Below are 19,042 nucleotides of genomic sequence, written 5' to 3'. Positions count from 1 at the left end.
TGGAGGGATTTTTTTATGTCCTTTTTTCGGGCAGTTATCTATCTGCTCATACGAAGCAAAATTTATCAATACATAGCATATCAGAGAACGGCAGGAAACCAGTTAAAAAAATTTCTGCCTATGCAACGGCACTTCCTGCCTTGAATGTAGAAGTACAATCTCCATACAACAGAATTAATATTTCCCATAACCGTAAAGGTCATAGAGCCTTTGCGGTTTTTCTTTTGTCGATTTTTGTTGGAAAGTGCCATAGGGCTATTAGTGGTGTTAGGTGTCGTTCGCCACCTCTCCATCTGGATTTTGAACATTTCAAAAATTCAGATGGGAGGTACTTACAGTGAAATACGCACCGAGAAAGGTATATATCAAGGAAAGCGGCAGATATGTGGAACTGTCCTATACGGATTTCTGCCGCCGCAGGGAATCCGACCAGACCTATATGGACAAGCTGTTTATCCCCATTCAAGGCTGTCTGCTTGAAGTCGTGAGGGAGCAATACACGGACTTCTACCGAGATAAGGAACGGTGGCGTTATCTGAAAAAATTAGATACGAAGAACAGCCTGCTTTCTCTGGATGGATTTACGGACAGCGAGGGGAAGCCTTTAGACTTTATCGCTGATGAAGCGGCAGACATTGCGGAAACCGTTGTCAATGCGGTTATGGTGGACAGGCTGAAAGCCGCCCTGCCTTTGCTGTCGGATAGTGAACAGGAATTGATACAGGCAATCTTTTTTGACGGACTTTCTGAGCGTGAAGTCGGGGCGAGGTTCGGCATAACCCAGAGCGTTGTGAACAAACGCAAAGCCAGAATCCTAAGAAAACTAAGAAAGATAATAGAAAATTAAAATTTAAGGCGTTCAGCCCCCTTGTTTTTTCCTTTGGGAAAATGAGGGGGTTTTTCTCTGCCCTCTCAATCAATTCTGATTGGAGGAAAAGAAGCATGGCATATAACCACGGACGGGAGGACAGGAAATGGCGTATCTGGAAAGAAGCGGAGGAAAAGCTGCTGCGTGAGTGCGGCGTTGATGAAGCGACCATTGAGCAGATACGCATTGCGGACAGGGCAGACTTCAATTCCAACAGGCGGTTTTACCGATGGACGAATGACATTGCGGAATACCTTGAGGACATGGCAGACAGGGAGCGGCAGACGGAAGTGGGTACGGTTGCGGAGTTACTGGACGAGATTGAGAGCGAAAATCTCTATCAAGTATTAGTCGCGGTGGACGGGCGTACCTTGAAAATCGTCCTGCTGAAAATGCAGGGGTATTCCACAAAGGAGATTGCCCCGCTCGTGCATTTGACGACTGGTGCCATCTATGCGAGGTTAGACCATCTGCGGAAGAAGCTACGAAAATTTTATAGCGTCTAAAACAGCCTGCCGTCCTGCGGGCTACTGGGTGAGGGATGGAAATCCCCTCACTTATTTTTTGCAGGAGGCAAGCGGGATGGCATACAGAGTTAAGGCGTACACGCTTCGGGAGGAATCCACGGAAAGCGGCACAAGGTATTTTATCAGCTTTAAGGACGGGCAGGGCAAATCCCACGAGTTGGAAGTGTCGGAACAGTTCTTTATGGAGTTTCGGCAGATGGAACGCAGGAACAGGAATCTCCTCCAATGGGACGAGCGGCACAGGGAGTTTTCGGAAGTATGGGACGAAACGCTGAACAGGCGGGCGTTGAAGCTGCCTAAGAGCATAGAGGAACAAATGATTGAGGCAGAACGGGCAGAACTGCTCTGTAAGGCGGTTGACGGACTGCCAGAGATACAAAGGCGGCGTTTCCTGCTCTACTACGAGTATGAGTTCAATTTTTACCAAATCGCCGCTATGGAGCATTGCACCGCTTCGGCAATACAGAAATCTGTTGCGATTGCAAAGGAGAAAGTAAAGGCGGAAATGAGGAAGTATCTCCAACCGTGACCGACACCGCCCGAAAAAGAAATCTGTTTTTTATTTGTGTGGGATTGGCGGCATTACATACTCTCACTTTTTCTTCGTGGGAGTAAATCTATTTTTAAGGAGGTCAACGCCTATGTGCAACGAAAACAAAAACACCGCCCGAAAGGAGGAAAGCCATGCAGAAGTTACAGACAGTCAACGCCGAAACGCTCCTTTATGAACCGCTTGAGAAGCCGTCCTTTGTGGTGGACAGCCTTATCCCCACAGGCTTGTCGCTGTTCTGCGGCTCACAGAAGATAGGAAAGAGCTGGCTCATGCTGAAGCTATGTTTATGCGTGTCGCAGGGACTTCCCTTGTGGGATATGCCGACAATGGAGGGCGACGTGCTTTACCTCTGCCTTGAGGACACGTTCTGCCGTATACAGGACAGGCTGTTCCGATTGACGAACGAAGCGAGCAGGCGGCTTCACTTTGCCGTGGCAAGCTGCAAGCTGTCAGACGGTCTTATCGTGCAGCTTGAAGATTATCTGAAAGATTACCCAAACAGCAGGCTTATTGTCATTGACACTTTGCAGAAAGTCCGTACAGCTTCAAAAGACAATGCCTACGCAAGCGACTATGGGGACATCTCACTAATCAAAGACTTTGCCGACAGGCATTCATTGGCGGTCATTGTCGTACACCACATCCGAAAGCAGAATGACAGCGATGTGTTCAACAAGGTGTCTGGGACGACAGGCTTAACGGGGAGTGCGGACGCTACCTTTGTTCTGGAAAAGGAGAAACGGGCATCCGACACCGCCAAGCTGTATGTGACGGGCAGGGACACGCCCTATCAGGAATACACGCTGCGTTTCCGTGATTGCAGTTGGGAACTTGTGGAGAGAAAAACGCAGGAGCAGCTTGCGAAAGAAACGATACCAGACGTCCTTTTTCGGTTGGTGGATTTTATGAGGGATAAGGAAGAATGGGCAGGCACGGCAACGGAGCTGTTAGCCGCTATGAGGGAAACGGAAACCATACCCACGGTGATTACGAAATGGCTCAATGAATACCGCACCACATTTTTAAATGAGAACCATATCGTTTATCAGTACAGCCGCAAAAAACACGGCAGGCAGATTTCGCTTGCAAAGCGGGCGGGTGACAGCGGTGACGGTGGTGACAGCGATATTGGGATACCCCCTGTTACTGTCATTGACGCTTAAAGCCGTGTAAAGCTGGCGACTCTGCCCTGCGGGTGACAGCGGTGACGGCGGTGACAGTGATTTTAGGATACCCTGCCGCTGTCATCCCTGCGGGAGAACACCCCGTAAACGCAAAGTGCAGGCGTAGGATTTACCCGCCCTTTTCGGCGTGTAAAACCACCCCTGCGGTCAGAAAAATCCTTCCGATTTTTCCGACTGCGTTTACAGGGTGTAACACACTACACTTTGCCCTGCAAAGTCGTGTGCCAGACGTTCCCTCTGGACTCCCTTATGGCAGGTCTTACGCCCTGCTTATCCTACGCTCCACGCTTCGGATAAAAGAATGGCAGCATGACGGTGACGGCTCTTGCGAGGGGGTATTCCAAAAACACCGTCATCATCGACATGACCGTCATGCAGGGAATAAGGGTGACAGTTGAGGCAGTCGGTAGGGGGTATCCCAAAACTGCTGTCACCGCCGTCACCGCTGTCACCCAAAGGGCAGTTTACCCGCCGAAGAAAGGAAGATGATGAATTATGCCCTATGCAATCCTGCGTTTCCAGAAACGCAAAGCGGGCGGCGTTGCGGCTTGCGAACGCCACAACGAGCGTAAAAAAGAAGCCTATAAAAGCAATCCAGATATAGATATGGAACGCTCGAAAGATAACTACCATCTTGTGAATCCGCCGAGGTACACCTACAAGAAAGAGATTAACCGCATGGTAGCCGAAGCAGGGTGCAGGACGAGGAAAGATAGCGTGATGATGGTGGAAACGCTTATCACGGCTTCGCCAGAATTTATGAACAGCCTGCCGCCCAAAGAACAGAAAGCGTATTTTACGATGGCTCTGGATTTCATTTCAGAGCGTGTCGGGGAGAAAAATATCCTCTCCGCAGTCGTCCACATGGACGAGAGAACGCCGCATATGCACCTCTGTTTTGTGCCGATTACACCAGACAATAAGCTGTCTGCCAAAACAATTTTAGGCAATCAAAAGAGCCTGTCCGAATGGCAGACCGCCTACCATGAGCGGATGTCCTCACGGTGGAATCAGCTTGAAAGAGGTCAGTCCTCAATGGAAACGAAGCGGAAACATGTCCCCACATGGCTCTATAAGTTGGGCGGCAGGCTTGATAAACAGTATGAGGAAATTGTGTCTGCACTGTCCGACATCAACGCCTTTAATGCAGGGAAGAAGCGTGACAAGGCTCTGGAACTGATTGCGGCATGGCTCCCAGACGTGGAGAAATTCTCAAAGGAAATCAGTAAGCAGAGTGCCTATATCAATAGCCTAAAGGAGCAAATCGGGCAGGAATCAGACTATGCGGGGCGTATGCGTGATGAAAAGTATGAGCAGGAACTAAAGGTGCAGAAAGCGAACCAGAAGATATTTGAGTTGCAGAGAACCAACGAGCAGATGGGGCGGCTGCTCTCAAAGATACCGCCCGAAGTGTTGGAAGAATTGCAGAAAAACCATAAAAGCAGAGCGAAAGAAAGGTAGATATGTGAATGAAGAAACAGGATTTTAAGGTGTTAAAGACCAAAGACTTGTACCCGTTTCCCGACAATCCGTTTCATGTGGCAGAGGATGAAACGCTGTCAGAATTAGCGGAAAGCATCAAGGAATTTGGCATTGTCACGCCGATAATCACACGCCCGAAAGAGGACGGGAACGGCTATGAAGTGATTGCAGGGCAGCGGCGTGTCCGTGCGTCTGAACTTGCAGGGATAAATACCGTGCCTGCGTTTGTCCTGCCCTTAGACCGTGACCGAGCCATCATCACCCTTGTAGACAGTAATTTACAGCGTGAGAATATCCTGCCATCAGAGCGGGCGTTTGCCTACAAGATGAAATCCGAAGCCATGAAGCGGCAGGGTTTCCGCACAGACTTAACCTCGTCACAAGTTGTGACGAAGTTGCGGACGGACGACAAGGTGGCACAGGGCTTCGGCGTAGGCAGGATGACCGTACAAAGATTTATCCGTTTGACGGAACTGATACCGCCGATTTTGCGGATGGTGGACGAGGGGAAAATCGCCCTCACGCCTGCGGTGGAACTGTCCTTTTTGAAGAAAGACGAGCAGGAAAACCTCTTTGCCACGATGGAGAGCGAAGAAGCAACGCCCTCACTCTCACAGGCACAGCGGATGAAAAGCCTAAGCCAGAGCGGGCGGCTTGACATGGATACGATATTTGCAATTATGACGGAGGAAAAGGGAAACCAGAAAGAAACCTTGAAAATCAACACAAGCAAGCTGAAAAAGTATTTTCCGAAGAACACAACGCCGAAGCAGATGGAGGAAACCATCATTAAACTTTTGGAGCGTGAATTGCAGAGGAAACGGGGCAGGGACAGCCGCTAATCTTCTCTTTTCGGGAGGTAAATGCAGAAAATTGAGGTATGAAGAATGAAAGAAATCCAGTATGAGATTGTAAAGGAAATCGCCGTATTGTCTAAGGGCGACAGCGGCTACACAAAAGAAATCAATCTTATCTCATGGAACGGAAGAGAGCCGAAATATGACATCCGCAGCTTTTCCCCGAACCGTGAGAAGTGCGGAAAGGGTATCACGTTGAACGCTGATGAAGCAGCAGCACTCCTTGAAGCATTACAGAAAGAAGTAAACAGCGGGGATTGATGGTATCTGATTGACAGGGCGGGGCGTTTCCAGACGTTCTCCTGCCCTGTCTGGAAAGGAAGATTTAAGTATGGGCGAGGATAAGAAAGCAGATAAAAAGAGAAAGCGTATCGTGCCGAAAGCACCAGTTCAGATGATAATCAGCCGTGAATATGTCGGCACGCAGACAGTCACAGAAGCGTTTATCCCGATTATTTCCGAGGATATTCGGAAGAAGATTGCCGAGGGCGACACCTTCGACAATGAGGGGCTGTCCGCTTAGAATGTACGCAATGGAACATGAAAACAGATAGGACAGATATGGAGGTTTTACAGTATGGCAGGAATAAGAATGGAGAACAAGATTTATGAAGTCGGCATGTACTGCCGCTTGTCAAAAGACGATGGCACGGATAACGAGAGTGCGAGCATTGCGACACAGAAATCCATCCTCACGGATTATGTGAAAAAGCAGGGATGGCACTTAGCAAAAACGTATGTGGACGACGGTTACTCTGGTACAAATTTCCAAAGACCAAGTTTCCAGAACATGATTAAGGACATTGAAAGCGGTCTGATAAACTGCGTTATCACGAAAGATTTATCTCGTCTGGGGAGGAACTATCTTGATTGCGGACTGTATCTGGAAGTGTTTTTCCCAGAGCATAATGTGAGGTATATAGCGGTCAATGACGGCGTGGACACGCTCAATAAATCCGCTATGGACATCACGCCTTTCCGCAACATCCTAAACGAAATGTATTCCGCCGATGTGTCGGTCAAGATAAAATCGGCGTACCGAGCGAGGTTTCAGCAGGGGAAATTCATGGGGACGACAGCACCATACGGTTACGTCAAAGACCCCGCCGACCACAACCATCTGCTGATAGATGACAAAGTTGCCCATGTGGTAAGGGAAATATTTGACCTTGCGTTAGCGGGCAACGGAATCGCCAAAATCCGCAAGCACATCAACAAACAGCATATCTTACGCCCCGCCGCTTATGCGGCGGAGCAGGGGGCAACAGGCTATGAGAGGTATTTTGAGGAGAATGAGGAGAACCGTTATATTTGGAGCGAGAACAGCGTAAGGGGCATTTTAAGAAGCCCGATATATGCGGGAAACCTTGCAGGCTACAAGCGGATTGCCGCCAACATGAAAAGCAAGAAACGCCCCTCTAAGCTGCCCGAAGAATGGGAAGTGATACCAGACACCCATGAGGGGATAGTCACGCAGGAGGAATTTGATACCGTACAGCAGCTTATTACAAGCCGCAGATTACCAGAAAACAAGGGCGGCTTTGAGAACATCTTTGCAGGCGTTATTAAGTGTGCGGACTGCGGCTATGCGATGCGGGCTATGAGTGCCAACAGGAGGAAACGCCCCGACATCATCGACTGCGTACAATATTCCTGCAATAATTATGGCAGATACGGTAATATCATGTGTACCGCACACAGCATTGAAGCGAGGGACTTGTTCAACGCTGTCCTCACCGACATCAACCGATTTGCGGATATGGCAGTCAATGATGAAAAGGCAGTGAGGGCGATTGAAAAGCGGCTCACGGAAACAGACCAGAGCAAGGCAAAGGCACTGGAAAAGGAGCAAAGAAAACTGAACAAACGCCTTGCAGAACTGGACAGGCTGTTTTCCTCACTCTATGAAGATAAGGTGATGGAGCGTATTACCGAGCGGAATTTTGAGATGATGTCGGGAAAATACCAGAAAGAACAGCTTGAAATTGAAGCAAGGCTGAAAGAGGTAACGGAAACGCTCAGCGACAGCTATGAGAAGACGCAGGGTGTCCGTGATTTCCTCTCCCTAATCCGCAACTATCAAGGCATTAAGGAACTGGACGCAACCATCATAAACGCACTTATAGACAAGATACTTGTTTCGGAACGTGAGAAACTTACAGACGGAATGGTGCGGCAGGAAATCAAGATTTATTATAAATTCATCGGCTTTGTCGGTGAATTACATATCACACCGACAAAGCGGTGGACTGCGTTAAAGCCTAAGAATTGTACGGTGTGCGGTGTTGAATATGTTCCCCGCTCTGGCATATCGAAGTATTGTCCTGCTTGTGCCAAGAAGATACAGAGGGAGAAATCAAACGAGAGCAAACGCAGGAGCAGGGAGCGAAACAGACAGGCATGTATTGAACTGTCCGCAAAAAATGACCGACTGACTTGGAACAGCGGCTCGGCAGAAGTATCCGGCAAGGCAACGAAAATGCAGAGGTTCACATCTACCGTTTCGTGACGGAGGAAACCTTTGATGCCTACTTGTATCAGCTCGTGGAAGGCAAGCAGAAGTTCGCTTCGCAGATAATGACCAGCAAATCGCCGGTGCGATCCTGCGAGGATATTGACGAAACCGCACTGTCTTACGCTGAAATCAAGATGCTGGCGACCGGCAATCCCCACATCAAAGAGAAGATGGACTTGGACATTCAGGTTCAGAAATTGCGGCTCTTAAAGTCCAGCTTCCTCTCTGAAAAATATGCTTTGGAGGATAAGATCATCAAGTTCTATCCGCAGGAGATCGCACGGCGGACGGATGTAATTGCGGGATTAAAATCCGATATGGAAAGAGTGGCAGAGCACCCGAAGCCGTCTGATGAAACCTTTGTTGGTATGACGGTCAAGGGTGCTTTCTATTCAGAGAAAGCGGATGCCGGCAACGCCATCTTGGAGGCGTGTAAGGCAATGACAAATCCCGACCCCGTCCCCCTCGGTGAGTACCGTGGCTTTACGATGGAGCTGTACTTTGAAGCAAGAGAATACAAAGTGCGGCTCAAGGGTGAGCTTGGCTATCCCGTACCCCTCGGCACGGACACCTTCGGTAATATCACCCGCTTGGACAATGCGCTGGAGGGGCTTCCAAAGCGTTTGGAGATGAACGAAATGGAGCTTGACAACATCAAAAAGCAATTTGAAACTGCGAAGGTCGATGTGGAAAGACCCTTCCCGCAGGAGAAAGAATTGAAAGCCAAGACCGACCGGCTGAACGAACTCAATGCCCTGCTCAATGTGGGTAAGCGTGAGAACGAGATCGTCGGCGGCGAACCCGATGAGGGTGAAGAACCGCCCGAAAAGAAACCGAGGGACTTGGAAAGATAGCCGAACCTCTTGACAATCGTTATCATATACGATAACGTTATAGTGGATCAGAAGGGAGGGTTTTGTATGACCGAAAAGGAACTATTGGCGGCAAGGCAGAGCATTGTGCAGAAGCTGACGCAGGCAAGACTGGAAAAAGGATTGTCGCAGGAGCAGCTTGCAAAGCGGATCGGAACTCAGCGTTCCAACATCTGCCGCATCGAAAAAGGAACGCAAAACCTCTCCCTTGACCTGATGCTCAAGATCGCAGAGGCACTTGACAAGGATGTGTCCGTAATGCTTGAGGAAAGGAGCAGCACAATGGAAAAAGAATATAGCCTGCGCCTTTATGATGAAACACTGCTGACCTTCACGCTGGAGGAAAGAGGCTTGGAGGGCTTGCAGGCGACGATTCTTCACACCGAAACGGCAAAGCAAAAGCTGTTTCCCCTCGACTTGGAGCTGACAAACGAGGGCGTTGTGAAGTGGCTGGAACGGCGGGTGATTCCGAAGAACCGGCAGTTTGTAGACGAGATCTTAAAGACGCTGGGGCTGAGCGTAAACAACACGAAGGGCATCATTGATGTCTGTATGGGGCTGTCCCTCAACGATAGCTATTGGGTCGTCCCCGCCGACTTTGACGGCGAGTATGCCGATTATAACCTCTATGAAAACCGCTTCTCCGAAGCGCTGTCGCTGGTGGCTTATACCGGCGTGGGAGGCAGTCGGGAGGCATTCTCCACCTCGCCGGAGCTGACCACCAACGGTATGCTGCGGAAGGCTTGGCGCTTTGTGGAGGATGACGGCATCTATCTGTATAAGGGCGGCACGGAGGGCGCTGCGAACACCGGAAACGAGCCGTACAGCGAGTATTATGCCTGTCAGATCGCAGACAAAATGGGCATCGGCTGCGTACAGTACGACTTGGAAAACTGGAAAGGTATCCTTGCCTCCAAGTGCCGGCTGTTCACGGATATTGATACTTCTTTCGTCCCTATCGGGCGTATTCTCCGCAAGTCGACACTGAAAGCCTGCCTTGATTATTACAAGACCTTGGGCGACGAGTTCTATGAGCAGCTTTGCAGTATGCTGGTTTTCGACGCCCTGATTTACAATGAGGACAGACACTTCGGCAATTTCGGCTTGCTGCGGAACAATCACACGGGCGAAATTATCGCCCCTGCCCCCATCTTCGATAACGGCTTGTCGCTGTTCAACTATGCGATGCCGGACGATTTCAAGAACCTGCATGCGTATGCAAAGACCCGTTCCAATCCCTACCGCATTTCCTATGAGGATGTGTGCAAAGAGGTAATGGGCGCAAAGCAGAAAGCGCAGCTGCGGCGAATGGTGGACTTCAAGTTCATCCGTCATCCGTCCCTCAATTTGCCGGAGCAGCGGTTGACAGCCATTGAAAAGCAGCTGGTCGAGCGCACAAGAGAGCTGCTCTCCATTCCGGTTCAGAGAAGTACAAAGCGCAAAAACGAACCGGAAAGATAATCCGTCTGCGGTATGGGAGCAACCCCATACCGCAGACGCATATCAGCCGCCCATATAGACCGGTATGAGATTCCCGTAAAAATTACCACCTATGTTCCTAAAACAACCACCTATCGAGAATCGGTAGAAATCGGTTCTTGATTTTCCTATACTGTAACCGTAGCGAGGAGGTGAACCGATGCAAATTGAAATCAAGATAGACGAAAAATGCAAAGAGCTAAAAATCATCGTGATGACGGACAAAATGACCGATGAAGTCAATGCCGTCATAAAAAGATTGTCAGACGAGCAGCCGCAGGTCATTGCCGGCTTTAGGGAGGATGTGGTCGAGGTTCTGGAACCGTCTGAAATCTACCGTGTTTTTGCCGAATCAGGCAAGGTGTTTGCCGAGACAAATCACGGCGAGTATGCGCTCCGTCTCAGGCTATATGAGGCGGAACAACGGCTTGACAGCAGGACTTTTGTCCGAATATCAAACTCGGACATTATCAATCTGAGAAAGGTCAAGAGCTTTGATTTGAGCTTTGCCGGGACAATTTGCATTACGCTTTCAAACGGTACGGTTACTTATGTTTCACGGCGATCCGTCGCCAAAATCAAACAACTGTTAGGAATGTGAGGTGGCAGAAATGAAGAAAAAACTGATTGGACGAGGAGTAATTGGTTTCCCTGTTGGCATTGCAATCGGATATGTCATTACGGTGATTATCTCAATCTGTATTGGGGATGGCTTCTTCCATCCGGTCACTCTGGAGCTTGCGAATAAAATGGGGAGCGAATTAAATGCGATTCTCATTCAAACCGGTCTGAGCGGAATAATGGGCACAGGCTTTGCAATGGCTTCGGTTATTTGGGAAATTGATTCGTGGAGTCTTGCAAAGCAAAGCGGGTTTTATTTTGCAATTGCTTGCGTGATTATGTTCCCCATCTCTTATTTTGCCAACTGGATGCCCCATTCGACCGGTGGAATTCTGTCTTATGTAGGTATATTCGTAGCGATCTTTCTCGCTACTTGGGTAGCTCAGTATTTTGTGTGGAAAAGGAAGATTAAGAAAATGAACGAAGGCATTAAAGATAATAACGATAATATTCTTAAATCAGAATGACAAATCGGAATTTGCGGAGGAGTATATGGACTGGTTAAATATATTCGGACTGATAATGATTGCAGTCATTATGATACCCAATATTATTTTTGCAATTAGATGCAAAGAGGGTTTTGAAAACAAATGGAGCAATAAATTTATTGAGGTTGCAGAACAGATAGGAAGGTTTGGCTGCTTTGGTTTTATGATAATCAACATTCCCGGAACATGGTTCGGGTGGTGGTCTGACGAAGCATTTGCCATATACCTTATTGTGGATACAATATTAGTAGTGTTATATTGTGCAATTTGGATAATTTGCTTTAAGAAGAGCAGCATATTCAGAGCACTGGCGCTATCTGTTATTCCTTCAGTTTTGTTCTTGTTTAGTGGAATTATGAGTCGATCAATTCTGTTGCTTATCGCAGCAATATTGTTTGCACCAAGCCATATTCTGCTTTCGTATAAGAACGCAAAATGATATTGGTTAAATTCCAGTTTGTCGAACTGAATATAGCGTACATAGCCGCTTGGTTTTCAAAAGAAATCAGGCGGCTATTTCTATTTCGAAGGAGGTGTTCGTTATGAACGAAACAGATTACAACGCTCGACTTTATGAGAAAATGAAAGCCGAGCAGGACAAATACCGGGACTGGCTACTGCATCAGGAGCCGTCCGAAATCCTCAACCATACCTACGAGTACACGATGCGGGAGGACATCGTAATGTGTATGGAGGAGCTGGAGCTTGAGCCGGAAAAGGCAAGGGCTTTGCTTCGTTCCCCTTGCCCTCTGAGTGATGTGTATAAGGAGTTCCGGGACAGAGGAACCGAGCATATGGATACCATCCGGGACTCCATCGAAACGGAAGCGGATAAGAGCCTGCAACGGCAGGAGAAGAAACAGCACCGGGAAAGCAGATGATTTTATGCCGTATATCCCCCCGGAGGTGGTGGAACAGGCACGGCAAATCGACCTGCTGACCTATCTGCAAAGCTGTGAGCCGCAGGAGCTTGTCCGCATTTCCGGCAACAATTATACCACCCGCACTCACGACAGCCTGAAGATTTCTAACGGCAAGTGGATGTGGTGGTCACAGCGCATCGGCGGCTACAATGCCCTTGACTATCTTGTGAAAGTCAAGGGCTGTTCTTTTGTAGAAGCGGTCGAAACACTGATGGGAAAGGCGGCGGTGATGCCGTCGGTGACGGTCAAACCCAAGCAGAAAACGGAGCCGAAGATCTTGCTTCTGCCGGATAAAAGTGCTTCCACAGAAAGAATTACAGAGTATCTTTTCGGCAGGGGCATCGACTATGCCATCATCCAATACTGCATTGACAAGGGGCTGATTTTCGAGAGCCTGCCGTATCGCAATCTTGTGTGCGTAGGATTTGATGAGAAGAATACCCCTCGCTATGCGTCCTACCGAGCGACCAATGACCGCCGTGTTTTGGGTGACTGCTCCGGCAGTGACAAGCACTATTCTTTTCGGATCGCAGACAGCGACAGCGGCACGGTGCATCTCTTTGAGTGCGCCATTGACCTGCTTTCCTATGCGACGCTTGAAAAGATGGCGGGCAGAGATTGGCGGAAAGACAACCTCGTTTCCCTTGCCGGTGTGTATCTGCCCAAGGAGAGAATCGAGGACAGCACTACCCCTGCGGCTCTTGTGAAGTACCTCGATGAGAAGCCGCAAATCAAGAAAATTCTCCTGCACTTCGATAACGATAATGCCGGGAGAAAAGCCAGCCTTGCGCTGAAAACCATATTGCCGAGCAAGTATGAAGTCATTGACAGCCCTCCGCCCTGCGGCAAGGACTACAATGACTTTCTTTGTTTCCAGCTCGGTATCCACCGCAACAAAACCAAAGAAAGGACGAATGAACGATGACTGAGTTTAGCATTTATCAAATCAATGTGGACAGGGATACCGCCAATGTGTGCTTCATCGGAATGGAATCCCTCGAAAAAATCAAAGGCACTAAGGAAGTCAACGCAGCCGCTTACGACAGAGTTTATGACGGCAAAATGGACTGCATCTCCCTCGAAAGCATCTATCAGAAGTTCAATGTTGACCATCCTGCCGACTACAAGGGACGCTCTCTTTCCGTGTCGGATGTAGTCGAAATCAGGGAGAGCGACACCCTGAATCCCGGCTTCTACTTCGTGGACAGTATCGGGTTCAAGTCGATTTCTTTCGACAAATCGCTCTGCAAGGAGCCGGTAGGAGCAGGCAGCGGAAAGATTTCCGTCCTGCTTGTGGAGCCGAACAAGTACCCCAAGATGATTGAGATCGACGATACCTTGGAGGCAATGCAGGCGGTTGTCGGTGGCGACATTGAGGAATATATGCCCTTTGAAGATGAGGTCGCAATCATCTGTAATGAGGAGGGCAAGGTCAACGGACTGCCCCCGAATCGGGCGGTTTATGAGGAAAACTCCCGTGAGATGCAGGACATCATTTGCGGGAAGTTTTTCGTTGCCTATGCTCCCTTTGAGGCTGAGAAGTTCCAGTCCCTCCCGCCTGACCTTGCGGAGAAATACCGTGAGAAATTCAAGTATCCCGAACGCTTTATGAGAGTTAACGATGAGATCGTAGCCGTGCCTTTTAAGCCCGTCAGGGCGGACAAAGAACGCTGATCTCAATGAGAACGGGGTTCCCCGAAGGCTCTGTATTATCTTAACGAGCAGTGCCTTTTTACTCCGCTTTTCAAAGCGCCGCAAAAAGGCCTCGTTAGGGGGAAGCCCTAATACCCCGTGCAAGAAGCACCACACATTTCAAGAGAAAGGATGAAGTCCATTTATGAAAAGAACGATCAAGAAGCAGTTTTGGTTTTCCCGTGACGAAGCGCAGGACTTGCAGAAGAAAGCCAAGAAAACCTGCCTCTCTGAAGCGGCGCTCGTCCGTCTGTTGCTCCGTGGCTATGAGCCAAAGGAAAAACCCGACGACCGTTTCTATGATGCGATGCGGGAGTTCTCCGCCATCGGCAATAACATCCATCAGATCTCCGTCAAGGCAAACGCCCTTGGCTTTATCGACACACAGAAACTGAATAGCGAGCTGGAGCGCCTGCACAAGTTTCAGGCAGATATGGAGCGCCAGTTTCTCCGTCCCGGTGAGAGCAACCTGAAATGGCAGTAAGTAAGCTGTGGCCGGTCACGGTTCGCCTTGCGACCGTTCTCGACTACGCTTCCAATCCTGAGAAAACCACGAAGGCAAAATCCAAGTACAGCAATGCAGATTATCAGGCGCTTCGTGATATTGTCAACTATGTAAAAAACGGCGAGAAAACCGAGCAGGAATTATTCTGTGAGGGGATCAACTGCACTCCGGCGATTGCCCGTGAGCAGTTTGTCACTGTCAAGGAACAGTTCGATAAGACAGACGGCATCCAAGCCTATCACGGCTATCTTAGCTTTAAGGAAACCGACATCACACCGGAGCTTGCCCAGCATATCGGAATGGAGTTCGCAAATTCCGTTTGGGGCAAGAAATATCAGGTGTTGGTGACGACCCATCTGAATACAGAGCATCTGCACTGCCACTTTGTCATCAACTCTGTTTCCTTTGTCGATGGGAAGCGTTGCCGGGATACCTCGTGGTTTAAGTTCTATAAGGAAGCTGACCGCATTTGTGAAAAGTACGGTATCAGCACGATCAAGGAACCGGAGCGTTATCCCGATGCAAAGTATCTGACCCAAAAGGACAAAGCCGGTATGCCTACACGCTACAACCTCGCCCGTGCCGCCTTGGATGAAGCCATTGCAATGAGCCACAATCTTCGACAGCTTGAATATCATCTGTCTGAGATGGGATACACCCTCGGCTCCAATCACAAGCGGAAGTATTGGACAATTAGGGGCAAGGGTGATGAATGCCCGATCCGATTGCACAGGCTCGGTGAGGAATACACCAAAGAGCGCATTACGCAGCGGCTCATTGAAAACCGTGATAACATCGACTTCGAGCCGTTTCAGCCTAAAACCTACCGACCGAAGCAATACCGGCTCAGAACACGGAGCGACAGAATTGGAAAAGTCGGCGGTCTGTATGGGCTGTACCTTTACTACTGCTACCGGCTCGGCTATCTGCCGAAGTACAAGGCAGGACAACAGAATCACGCACGAGTTCACTATCTTTTCAAAGAGGATCTGATGAAGATAGATGAACTCACCAAACAAGTCACGCTGCTCGGCAAGCACCACATCGGTACAGACGAGCAGCTATTTTCATATCAGCACTCGGTCGAGGAGCAGATCAAGACCTTAACTGCCGACAGAACGCACCTCCGAAATGAAATACGAAAAGTGAACATCACAGATGCAGAGCTGTCACAGGCAAAGACAAGTATCTCACTTCTCGGCGAGAAGTTAAAGGAACTCCGCAAGGAGGTCAAACTCTGTCAGGACATCGCCGCCCGTTCCAAGGTTATCGAGGAAAAGGTGGATGCAGTCCGAGCAGAGGAAGAAAAATCAAAACGAAAGGAGAACCGCAACTATGAACAACGGCGGTGATGCGGCTGAGCAGGTCGTCAGGCTCTCGCTTGAAGGCTTTGAAGTTGCCGCAAAACTTACAGGATCGGCGGCAAAGAATGTCGCCCTGCTTCTTGTATCCGTGTTGAAGCAGGAACAGCAGACCAAAGGCAAGGCACGGCTCACCAATATGATCAAGTCCGGCAAGGAACTGAAAGTCTTTTCTATCCCGAACAAGGACTTGGCACAGTTCACCAAACAGGCAAAGCGCTATGGCGTTCTCTACTGTGTCCTGAGAGATAAGAGCGCCAAGGGAGATGATGTACCCGTGGATATTATCGCCCGTGCAGAGGACGCTTCCAAAATCCAGCGCATTGTGGAACGCTTTGAGATCGGCAAGGTCGATAAGGCAGGCGTTATCACGCAGGCGGAGCAGGACAAAGCTGACCGTGAAGCGGTGGCACGGGAAGTGCCGACCAAAACCAAGGGCGAGATCATCGTGGAGGAAGCAATGGGAAAGCCTTTGCAGAAAGAAGGTCAGTCCCACGAAAACCCTACGGTCGCAAAGACGGAAAAAAGCCCTCCGTCCGAGCGAAGCTCCGAGATCAGCGGTACGGTTACTGACCGGGGTACAGCAAAGCAGGCAGACAAGAAGCCTTCCGTGAGAGAAAAGCTGGAGCGCTACAAGGTTGCTGCAAAAGCTGACAAAGAAGCAGACCGTGCCGAGTCTGCGCTTTCCAAGGAGAAAAGCAAGACTCCCGAACCGAACCGTCAGACGGTTCACACCCAGCCGAAAAAGCATAAGAAATCGAAAGAGAGGTAATCAGCTATGACTAACAATTTCACTCCCAAGAAGTCCGGGACTGCGGCTCGTCCGCAGCTCTCCCCGGAGGAATACGCCGCCAAGAAAAAGGCGGAGAAGGATGCCGTGTATCAGATGATCGACGATACCGCTACTGAGATCGTCCGTGACCCCGACAAGTTCAGGGCATATCTCGATACGCAGGCACGAATGGATCGCTACTCTGCCGCCAACGCCCTGCTCATTTATAAGCAACAGCCGCAGGCGACGCAGCTCAAGGATTTTCGTGATTGGCAGGAGGACGGCGTGAAGGTCAACAAGGGTGCTAAGAGCCTGTCCATTCTTGAACCTGTTGAATACACCAAGAATGACAGCTCTACCGGCATTGCCTACAATGTCAAGAAGGTATTCGATGTGGCGCAGACCAGCGGCAAGAAGCCTGCTGCACCTACCCTTGATCGTGACCCCCGAAAGCTCGTTGCCATTATGCTCGACACGGCTCCCATTGATGTGAGCACTGTGGAGGAGCTGCCTTCTCCCAATATGAGGGCGTTCTATAAGAACGAGGATCAGACCCTCTATATCAAGCGGGACATTGGGAACAGCGTTGCACTCTGCCAGTGCGTGGCACAGGAACTTGGTCACGCTCAGCTTGCAATGAACTGCGAAGCATACAGCCGCAGGGATATGGGCTTCTCTGCTGTCTGCGTCGGCTATATGCTCTGCCGCAAGTTCGGAGTGGATGTGAAGAACTTCGCCATTGACCGTATCCCGGAGGAGCTGGCGGGCAAATCCCCCAAAGAAATTCGTGCGGAACTTTCCAAGACCCGTTCTGCGATGAGCGAGATCGGCTCTCGTGTGTCGGAGGAAATCTACCGTCGCCGAGCAGACCGAAGCAAAGATCAGGAAAGATGAGGTGTGAGCGATGAAAGAGGAACGCTATCACATCGCCTTGGACGATTATGAACACGGCGTAGTGATTCGAGCTTTGAACGATACCAAAACCGAACTGATGAATGAGGGCAAATCCACCGATGCCGTGGATGATCTTATCATCAAGGTCGGGTATGCCCCAAAGAAAAAGTTCAAGGTAGTGGAAAGAAAGGACTGCTCCTGTCGTGAATCGAGATAACGACAGACAGACCTCCATCATTCTCGCCGTACTCGGCATCCTGCCGATTGTGTGGCTCGGACTTCTCATTGCACCATCCGTTAAGGGTGGCTTGCCGGAGATACTGCCGAGCTTGATGAATGTGATGAGCGACCCATTTCATATAGAGCTTTGCGAGGACAGCGTAAAAACTGTCCTCGTTTTGCTTCTCTGCTATGGAATGGGCATCGGCATCTATTTCTCGACACGCAGGAACTACCGACGTCGGGAGGAACACGGCAGCGCAAAATGGGGCAATGCCAAAGCCGTGGACAAGAAATACCGGCAGAACCCACCGTCCGAAAACAAGCTGATGACGCAGGCAGTCCGTATCGGGCTGAATGGTAAGAAGCACCGCCGAAACCTGAATACCCTTGTCTGCGGCGGCTCCGGTGCCGGTAAGACCCGCTTCTATTGCAAACCGAATCTGATGCAGGCGAACACCAGCTTCGTGATTCTTGACCCCAACGGAAAAGAAGTTTTAGGATATATATTGCAAGCAGTCCATTGAATATGGCTGCGAATAAAAGACGGAAAGGAGGTCAGAAAGTGCCTAAAATCAGGGATTTTAACAGAGTTACAGCCCTCTATGAAAGGCTGTCCAAGGATGATGAGCAGCAGGGCGAATCGAACTCAATACTGAATCAAAAGAGATTTCTCGAAGATTTTGCCCGCAAAAGCGGTATGACGAACATCAAGCATTTTACCGATGACGGTTACACAGGGCGTAACTTCAACCGTCCCGGATTTCAGGCAATGCTTGCAGAAGCCGAAGCCGGGAAAATCGGCACAATTATCGTCAAGGATATGAGCCGTTTCGGCAGAAACTATCTTGAGGTCGGCTTTTATACCGAGATTCTGTTCCCCAAGAAGCAGATACGCTTTGTTGCAATCAATAACAGCGTGGACAGCGACAAGCCGCAGGATAACGACTTCACCCCATTCCTCAACATAATGAACGAGTGGTACGCCAAGGACACCAGCAACAAGATAAAGTCCATCTTCCTGTCCCGTATGAGCGACGGAAAACGCTGCTCCGGCAGTATTCCCTACGGCTACAATCGACTGCCCGAAGATAAGCAGACCTTAGTGGTGGATCCTGTTGCTTCTCAGGTGGTAAAACACATCTTTGAGCTTGCGGCAGAGAGCTTGACACCTCCGGCAATCGCAAGACAGCTAACGGAGGAAAAGGTGCTTATCCCATCGGCGTACAC

The 19,042-nt window shown here is 49.6% G+C and carries 23 protein-coding genes and 2 pseudogenes; all 25 read left to right on the top strand.

All coding sequences use genetic code 11. From position 1 onward, the window contains the following. A partial coding sequence (locus tag IAG03_RS13305; RefSeq protein WP_249320561.1) for a hypothetical protein occupies window positions 1-341 on the top strand: 341 nt, incomplete at its 5' end. Further along, window positions 338-847 (top strand): sigma-70 family RNA polymerase sigma factor, encoded by a 510-nt coding sequence (locus IAG03_RS13300; RefSeq protein ID WP_002596252.1) that lies wholly within the window; start codon window positions 338-340, stop codon window positions 845-847. The genes IAG03_RS13305 and IAG03_RS13300, both read left to right, overlap by 4 nt. Before the next feature lie 95 nt (window positions 848-942). Then, the gene (locus IAG03_RS13295; RefSeq protein WP_002596253.1) at window positions 943-1,374 is read left to right on the top strand and encodes an RNA polymerase sigma factor; all 432 of its coding nucleotides are present in this window, start codon (window positions 943-945) and stop codon (window positions 1,372-1,374) included. Window positions 1,375-1,450: 76 nt separating this feature from the next. Continuing rightward, window positions 1,451-1,924: an RNA polymerase sigma factor gene (locus IAG03_RS13290; RefSeq protein WP_002596254.1), complete on the top strand. Its 474-nt coding sequence runs from the start codon at window positions 1,451-1,453 to the stop codon at window positions 1,922-1,924. Window positions 1,925-2,079: 155 nt separating this feature from the next. Then, window positions 2,080-3,111, top strand: coding sequence for an AAA family ATPase (locus tag IAG03_RS13285; protein ID WP_002596255.1), 1,032 nt, complete (start codon window positions 2,080-2,082; stop codon window positions 3,109-3,111). 516 nt (window positions 3,112-3,627) lie between these two features. Continuing rightward, window positions 3,628-4,593, top strand: a complete 966-nt coding sequence (mobV, locus tag IAG03_RS13280; RefSeq protein WP_002596256.1) for a MobV family relaxase — start codon at window positions 3,628-3,630, stop codon at window positions 4,591-4,593. Between the two features lie 8 nt (window positions 4,594-4,601). Continuing rightward, window positions 4,602-5,456 carry a ParB/RepB/Spo0J family partition protein gene (locus IAG03_RS13275; protein ID WP_002596257.1) on the top strand — a complete coding sequence of 285 codons (855 nt, stop codon included), beginning with the start codon at window positions 4,602-4,604 and terminating at the stop codon, window positions 5,454-5,456. Between the two features lie 45 nt (window positions 5,457-5,501). Beyond that, entirely contained in the window at window positions 5,502-5,732 is a 231-nt protein-coding gene (locus IAG03_RS13270) for a YdbC family protein (RefSeq protein WP_002596258.1), read from the top strand. Between the two features lie 70 nt (window positions 5,733-5,802). Next, a complete protein-coding gene (locus IAG03_RS13265; protein WP_002596259.1) occupies window positions 5,803-5,994 on the top strand; it encodes a hypothetical protein in 192 nt (63 codons plus the stop codon). 54 nt (window positions 5,995-6,048) lie between these two features. After that, a complete protein-coding gene (locus tag IAG03_RS13260) occupies window positions 6,049-7,980 on the top strand; it encodes a recombinase family protein (RefSeq protein ID WP_249320560.1) in 1,932 nt (643 codons plus the stop codon). After that, entirely contained in the window at window positions 7,908-8,840 is a 933-nt protein-coding gene (locus tag IAG03_RS13255) for a hypothetical protein (RefSeq protein WP_249320559.1), read from the top strand. Before IAG03_RS13260 ends, IAG03_RS13255 begins: the two co-directional genes overlap by 73 nt. Window positions 8,841-8,906: 66 nt before the next feature. Continuing rightward, entirely contained in the window at window positions 8,907-10,319 is a 1,413-nt protein-coding gene (locus IAG03_RS13250) for a helix-turn-helix domain-containing protein (protein ID WP_249320558.1), read from the top strand. A gap of 178 nt (window positions 10,320-10,497) precedes the next feature. Further along, window positions 10,498-10,938: a LytTR family DNA-binding domain-containing protein gene (locus tag IAG03_RS13245; protein ID WP_249320557.1), complete on the top strand. Its 441-nt coding sequence runs from the start codon at window positions 10,498-10,500 to the stop codon at window positions 10,936-10,938. A gap of 10 nt (window positions 10,939-10,948) precedes the next feature. After that, the gene (locus tag IAG03_RS13240) at window positions 10,949-11,425 is read left to right on the top strand and encodes a DUF3021 domain-containing protein (protein WP_249320556.1); all 477 of its coding nucleotides are present in this window, start codon (window positions 10,949-10,951) and stop codon (window positions 11,423-11,425) included. A gap of 25 nt (window positions 11,426-11,450) precedes the next feature. Beyond that, the gene (locus tag IAG03_RS13235; RefSeq protein ID WP_249320555.1) at window positions 11,451-11,885 is read left to right on the top strand and encodes a hypothetical protein; all 435 of its coding nucleotides are present in this window, start codon (window positions 11,451-11,453) and stop codon (window positions 11,883-11,885) included. Window positions 11,886-11,988: 103 nt separating this feature from the next. Continuing rightward, window positions 11,989-12,303, top strand: a pseudogene (locus IAG03_RS13230) (DUF3848 domain-containing protein); the annotation flags it as partial. 28 nt (window positions 12,304-12,331) lie between these two features. Beyond that, the gene (locus IAG03_RS13225) at window positions 12,332-13,294 is read left to right on the top strand and encodes a toprim domain-containing protein (protein WP_249320554.1); all 963 of its coding nucleotides are present in this window, start codon (window positions 12,332-12,334) and stop codon (window positions 13,292-13,294) included. Further along, window positions 13,291-14,043, top strand: coding sequence for a DUF3846 domain-containing protein (locus IAG03_RS13220; RefSeq protein ID WP_249320553.1), 753 nt, complete (start codon window positions 13,291-13,293; stop codon window positions 14,041-14,043). The genes IAG03_RS13225 and IAG03_RS13220 overlap by 4 nt, the downstream gene beginning before the upstream one ends. A gap of 163 nt (window positions 14,044-14,206) precedes the next feature. After that, the gene (locus tag IAG03_RS13215) at window positions 14,207-14,545 is read left to right on the top strand and encodes a plasmid mobilization protein (protein ID WP_249320552.1); all 339 of its coding nucleotides are present in this window, start codon (window positions 14,207-14,209) and stop codon (window positions 14,543-14,545) included. Further along, a complete protein-coding gene (locus IAG03_RS13210) occupies window positions 14,536-15,918 on the top strand; it encodes a relaxase/mobilization nuclease domain-containing protein (protein WP_249320550.1) in 1,383 nt (460 codons plus the stop codon). The genes IAG03_RS13215 and IAG03_RS13210 overlap by 10 nt, the downstream gene beginning before the upstream one ends. Next, window positions 15,902-16,699: a PcfB family protein gene (locus tag IAG03_RS13205; protein ID WP_249320549.1), complete on the top strand. Its 798-nt coding sequence runs from the start codon at window positions 15,902-15,904 to the stop codon at window positions 16,697-16,699. Before IAG03_RS13210 ends, IAG03_RS13205 begins: the two co-directional genes overlap by 17 nt. 6 nt (window positions 16,700-16,705) lie before the next feature. Then, window positions 16,706-17,593 (top strand): ArdC-like ssDNA-binding domain-containing protein, encoded by an 888-nt coding sequence (locus tag IAG03_RS13200; RefSeq protein ID WP_249320547.1) that lies wholly within the window; start codon window positions 16,706-16,708, stop codon window positions 17,591-17,593. A gap of 10 nt (window positions 17,594-17,603) precedes the next feature. Then, window positions 17,604-17,810, top strand: a complete 207-nt coding sequence (locus IAG03_RS13195; protein WP_016564776.1) for a hypothetical protein — start codon at window positions 17,604-17,606, stop codon at window positions 17,808-17,810. Next, window positions 17,797-18,303, top strand: a pseudogene (locus tag IAG03_RS13190) (type IV secretory system conjugative DNA transfer family protein); the annotation flags it as partial. The gene IAG03_RS13195 and the pseudogene IAG03_RS13190, both read left to right, overlap by 14 nt. Window positions 18,304-18,377: 74 nt before the next feature. After that, on the top strand, window positions 18,378-19,042 hold a 665-nt coding region (locus IAG03_RS13185), incomplete at its 3' end, for a recombinase family protein (RefSeq protein ID WP_430472467.1).

Source organism: Yeguia hominis (assembly GCF_014384705.1).
GTDB classification, from domain to species: domain Bacteria; phylum Bacillota; class Clostridia; order Oscillospirales; family Acutalibacteraceae; genus Yeguia; species Yeguia hominis.
The sequence above is the reverse complement of the archived record's forward strand: the minus strand, read 5'-3'. Positions and strand labels throughout refer to the sequence as shown.

What these genes read in the sequence shown, in the direction of transcription:
- IAG03_RS13295 (WP_002596253.1), top strand. Translation starts at nt 943, where the DNA reads ATGGCATATAACCACGGACGGGAGGACAGGAAATGGCGTATCTGGAAA.
- IAG03_RS13290 (WP_002596254.1), top strand. Translation starts at nt 1,451, where the DNA reads ATGGCATACAGAGTTAAGGCGTACACGCTTCGGGAGGAATCCACGGAA.
- IAG03_RS13285 (WP_002596255.1), top strand. Translation starts at nt 2,080, where the DNA reads ATGCAGAAGTTACAGACAGTCAACGCCGAAACGCTCCTTTATGAACCG.
- mobV (WP_002596256.1), top strand. Translation starts at nt 3,628, where the DNA reads ATGCCCTATGCAATCCTGCGTTTCCAGAAACGCAAAGCGGGCGGCGTT.
- IAG03_RS13275 (WP_002596257.1), top strand. Translation starts at nt 4,602, where the DNA reads ATGAAGAAACAGGATTTTAAGGTGTTAAAGACCAAAGACTTGTACCCG.
- IAG03_RS13270 (WP_002596258.1), top strand. Translation starts at nt 5,502, where the DNA reads ATGAAAGAAATCCAGTATGAGATTGTAAAGGAAATCGCCGTATTGTCT.
- IAG03_RS13265 (WP_002596259.1), top strand. Translation starts at nt 5,803, where the DNA reads ATGGGCGAGGATAAGAAAGCAGATAAAAAGAGAAAGCGTATCGTGCCG.
- IAG03_RS13260 (WP_249320560.1), top strand. Translation starts at nt 6,049, where the DNA reads ATGGCAGGAATAAGAATGGAGAACAAGATTTATGAAGTCGGCATGTAC.
- IAG03_RS13250 (WP_249320558.1), top strand. Translation starts at nt 8,907, where the DNA reads ATGACCGAAAAGGAACTATTGGCGGCAAGGCAGAGCATTGTGCAGAAG.
- IAG03_RS13245 (WP_249320557.1), top strand. Translation starts at nt 10,498, where the DNA reads ATGCAAATTGAAATCAAGATAGACGAAAAATGCAAAGAGCTAAAAATC.
- IAG03_RS13240 (WP_249320556.1), top strand. Translation starts at nt 10,949, where the DNA reads ATGAAGAAAAAACTGATTGGACGAGGAGTAATTGGTTTCCCTGTTGGC.
- IAG03_RS13235 (WP_249320555.1), top strand. Translation starts at nt 11,451, where the DNA reads ATGGACTGGTTAAATATATTCGGACTGATAATGATTGCAGTCATTATG.
- IAG03_RS13225 (WP_249320554.1), top strand. Translation starts at nt 12,332, where the DNA reads ATGCCGTATATCCCCCCGGAGGTGGTGGAACAGGCACGGCAAATCGAC.
- IAG03_RS13220 (WP_249320553.1), top strand. Translation starts at nt 13,291, where the DNA reads ATGACTGAGTTTAGCATTTATCAAATCAATGTGGACAGGGATACCGCC.
- IAG03_RS13215 (WP_249320552.1), top strand. Translation starts at nt 14,207, where the DNA reads ATGAAAAGAACGATCAAGAAGCAGTTTTGGTTTTCCCGTGACGAAGCG.
- IAG03_RS13210 (WP_249320550.1), top strand. Translation starts at nt 14,536, where the DNA reads ATGGCAGTAAGTAAGCTGTGGCCGGTCACGGTTCGCCTTGCGACCGTT.
- IAG03_RS13205 (WP_249320549.1), top strand. Translation starts at nt 15,902, where the DNA reads ATGAACAACGGCGGTGATGCGGCTGAGCAGGTCGTCAGGCTCTCGCTT.
- IAG03_RS13200 (WP_249320547.1), top strand. Translation starts at nt 16,706, where the DNA reads ATGACTAACAATTTCACTCCCAAGAAGTCCGGGACTGCGGCTCGTCCG.
- IAG03_RS13195 (WP_016564776.1), top strand. Translation starts at nt 17,604, where the DNA reads ATGAAAGAGGAACGCTATCACATCGCCTTGGACGATTATGAACACGGC.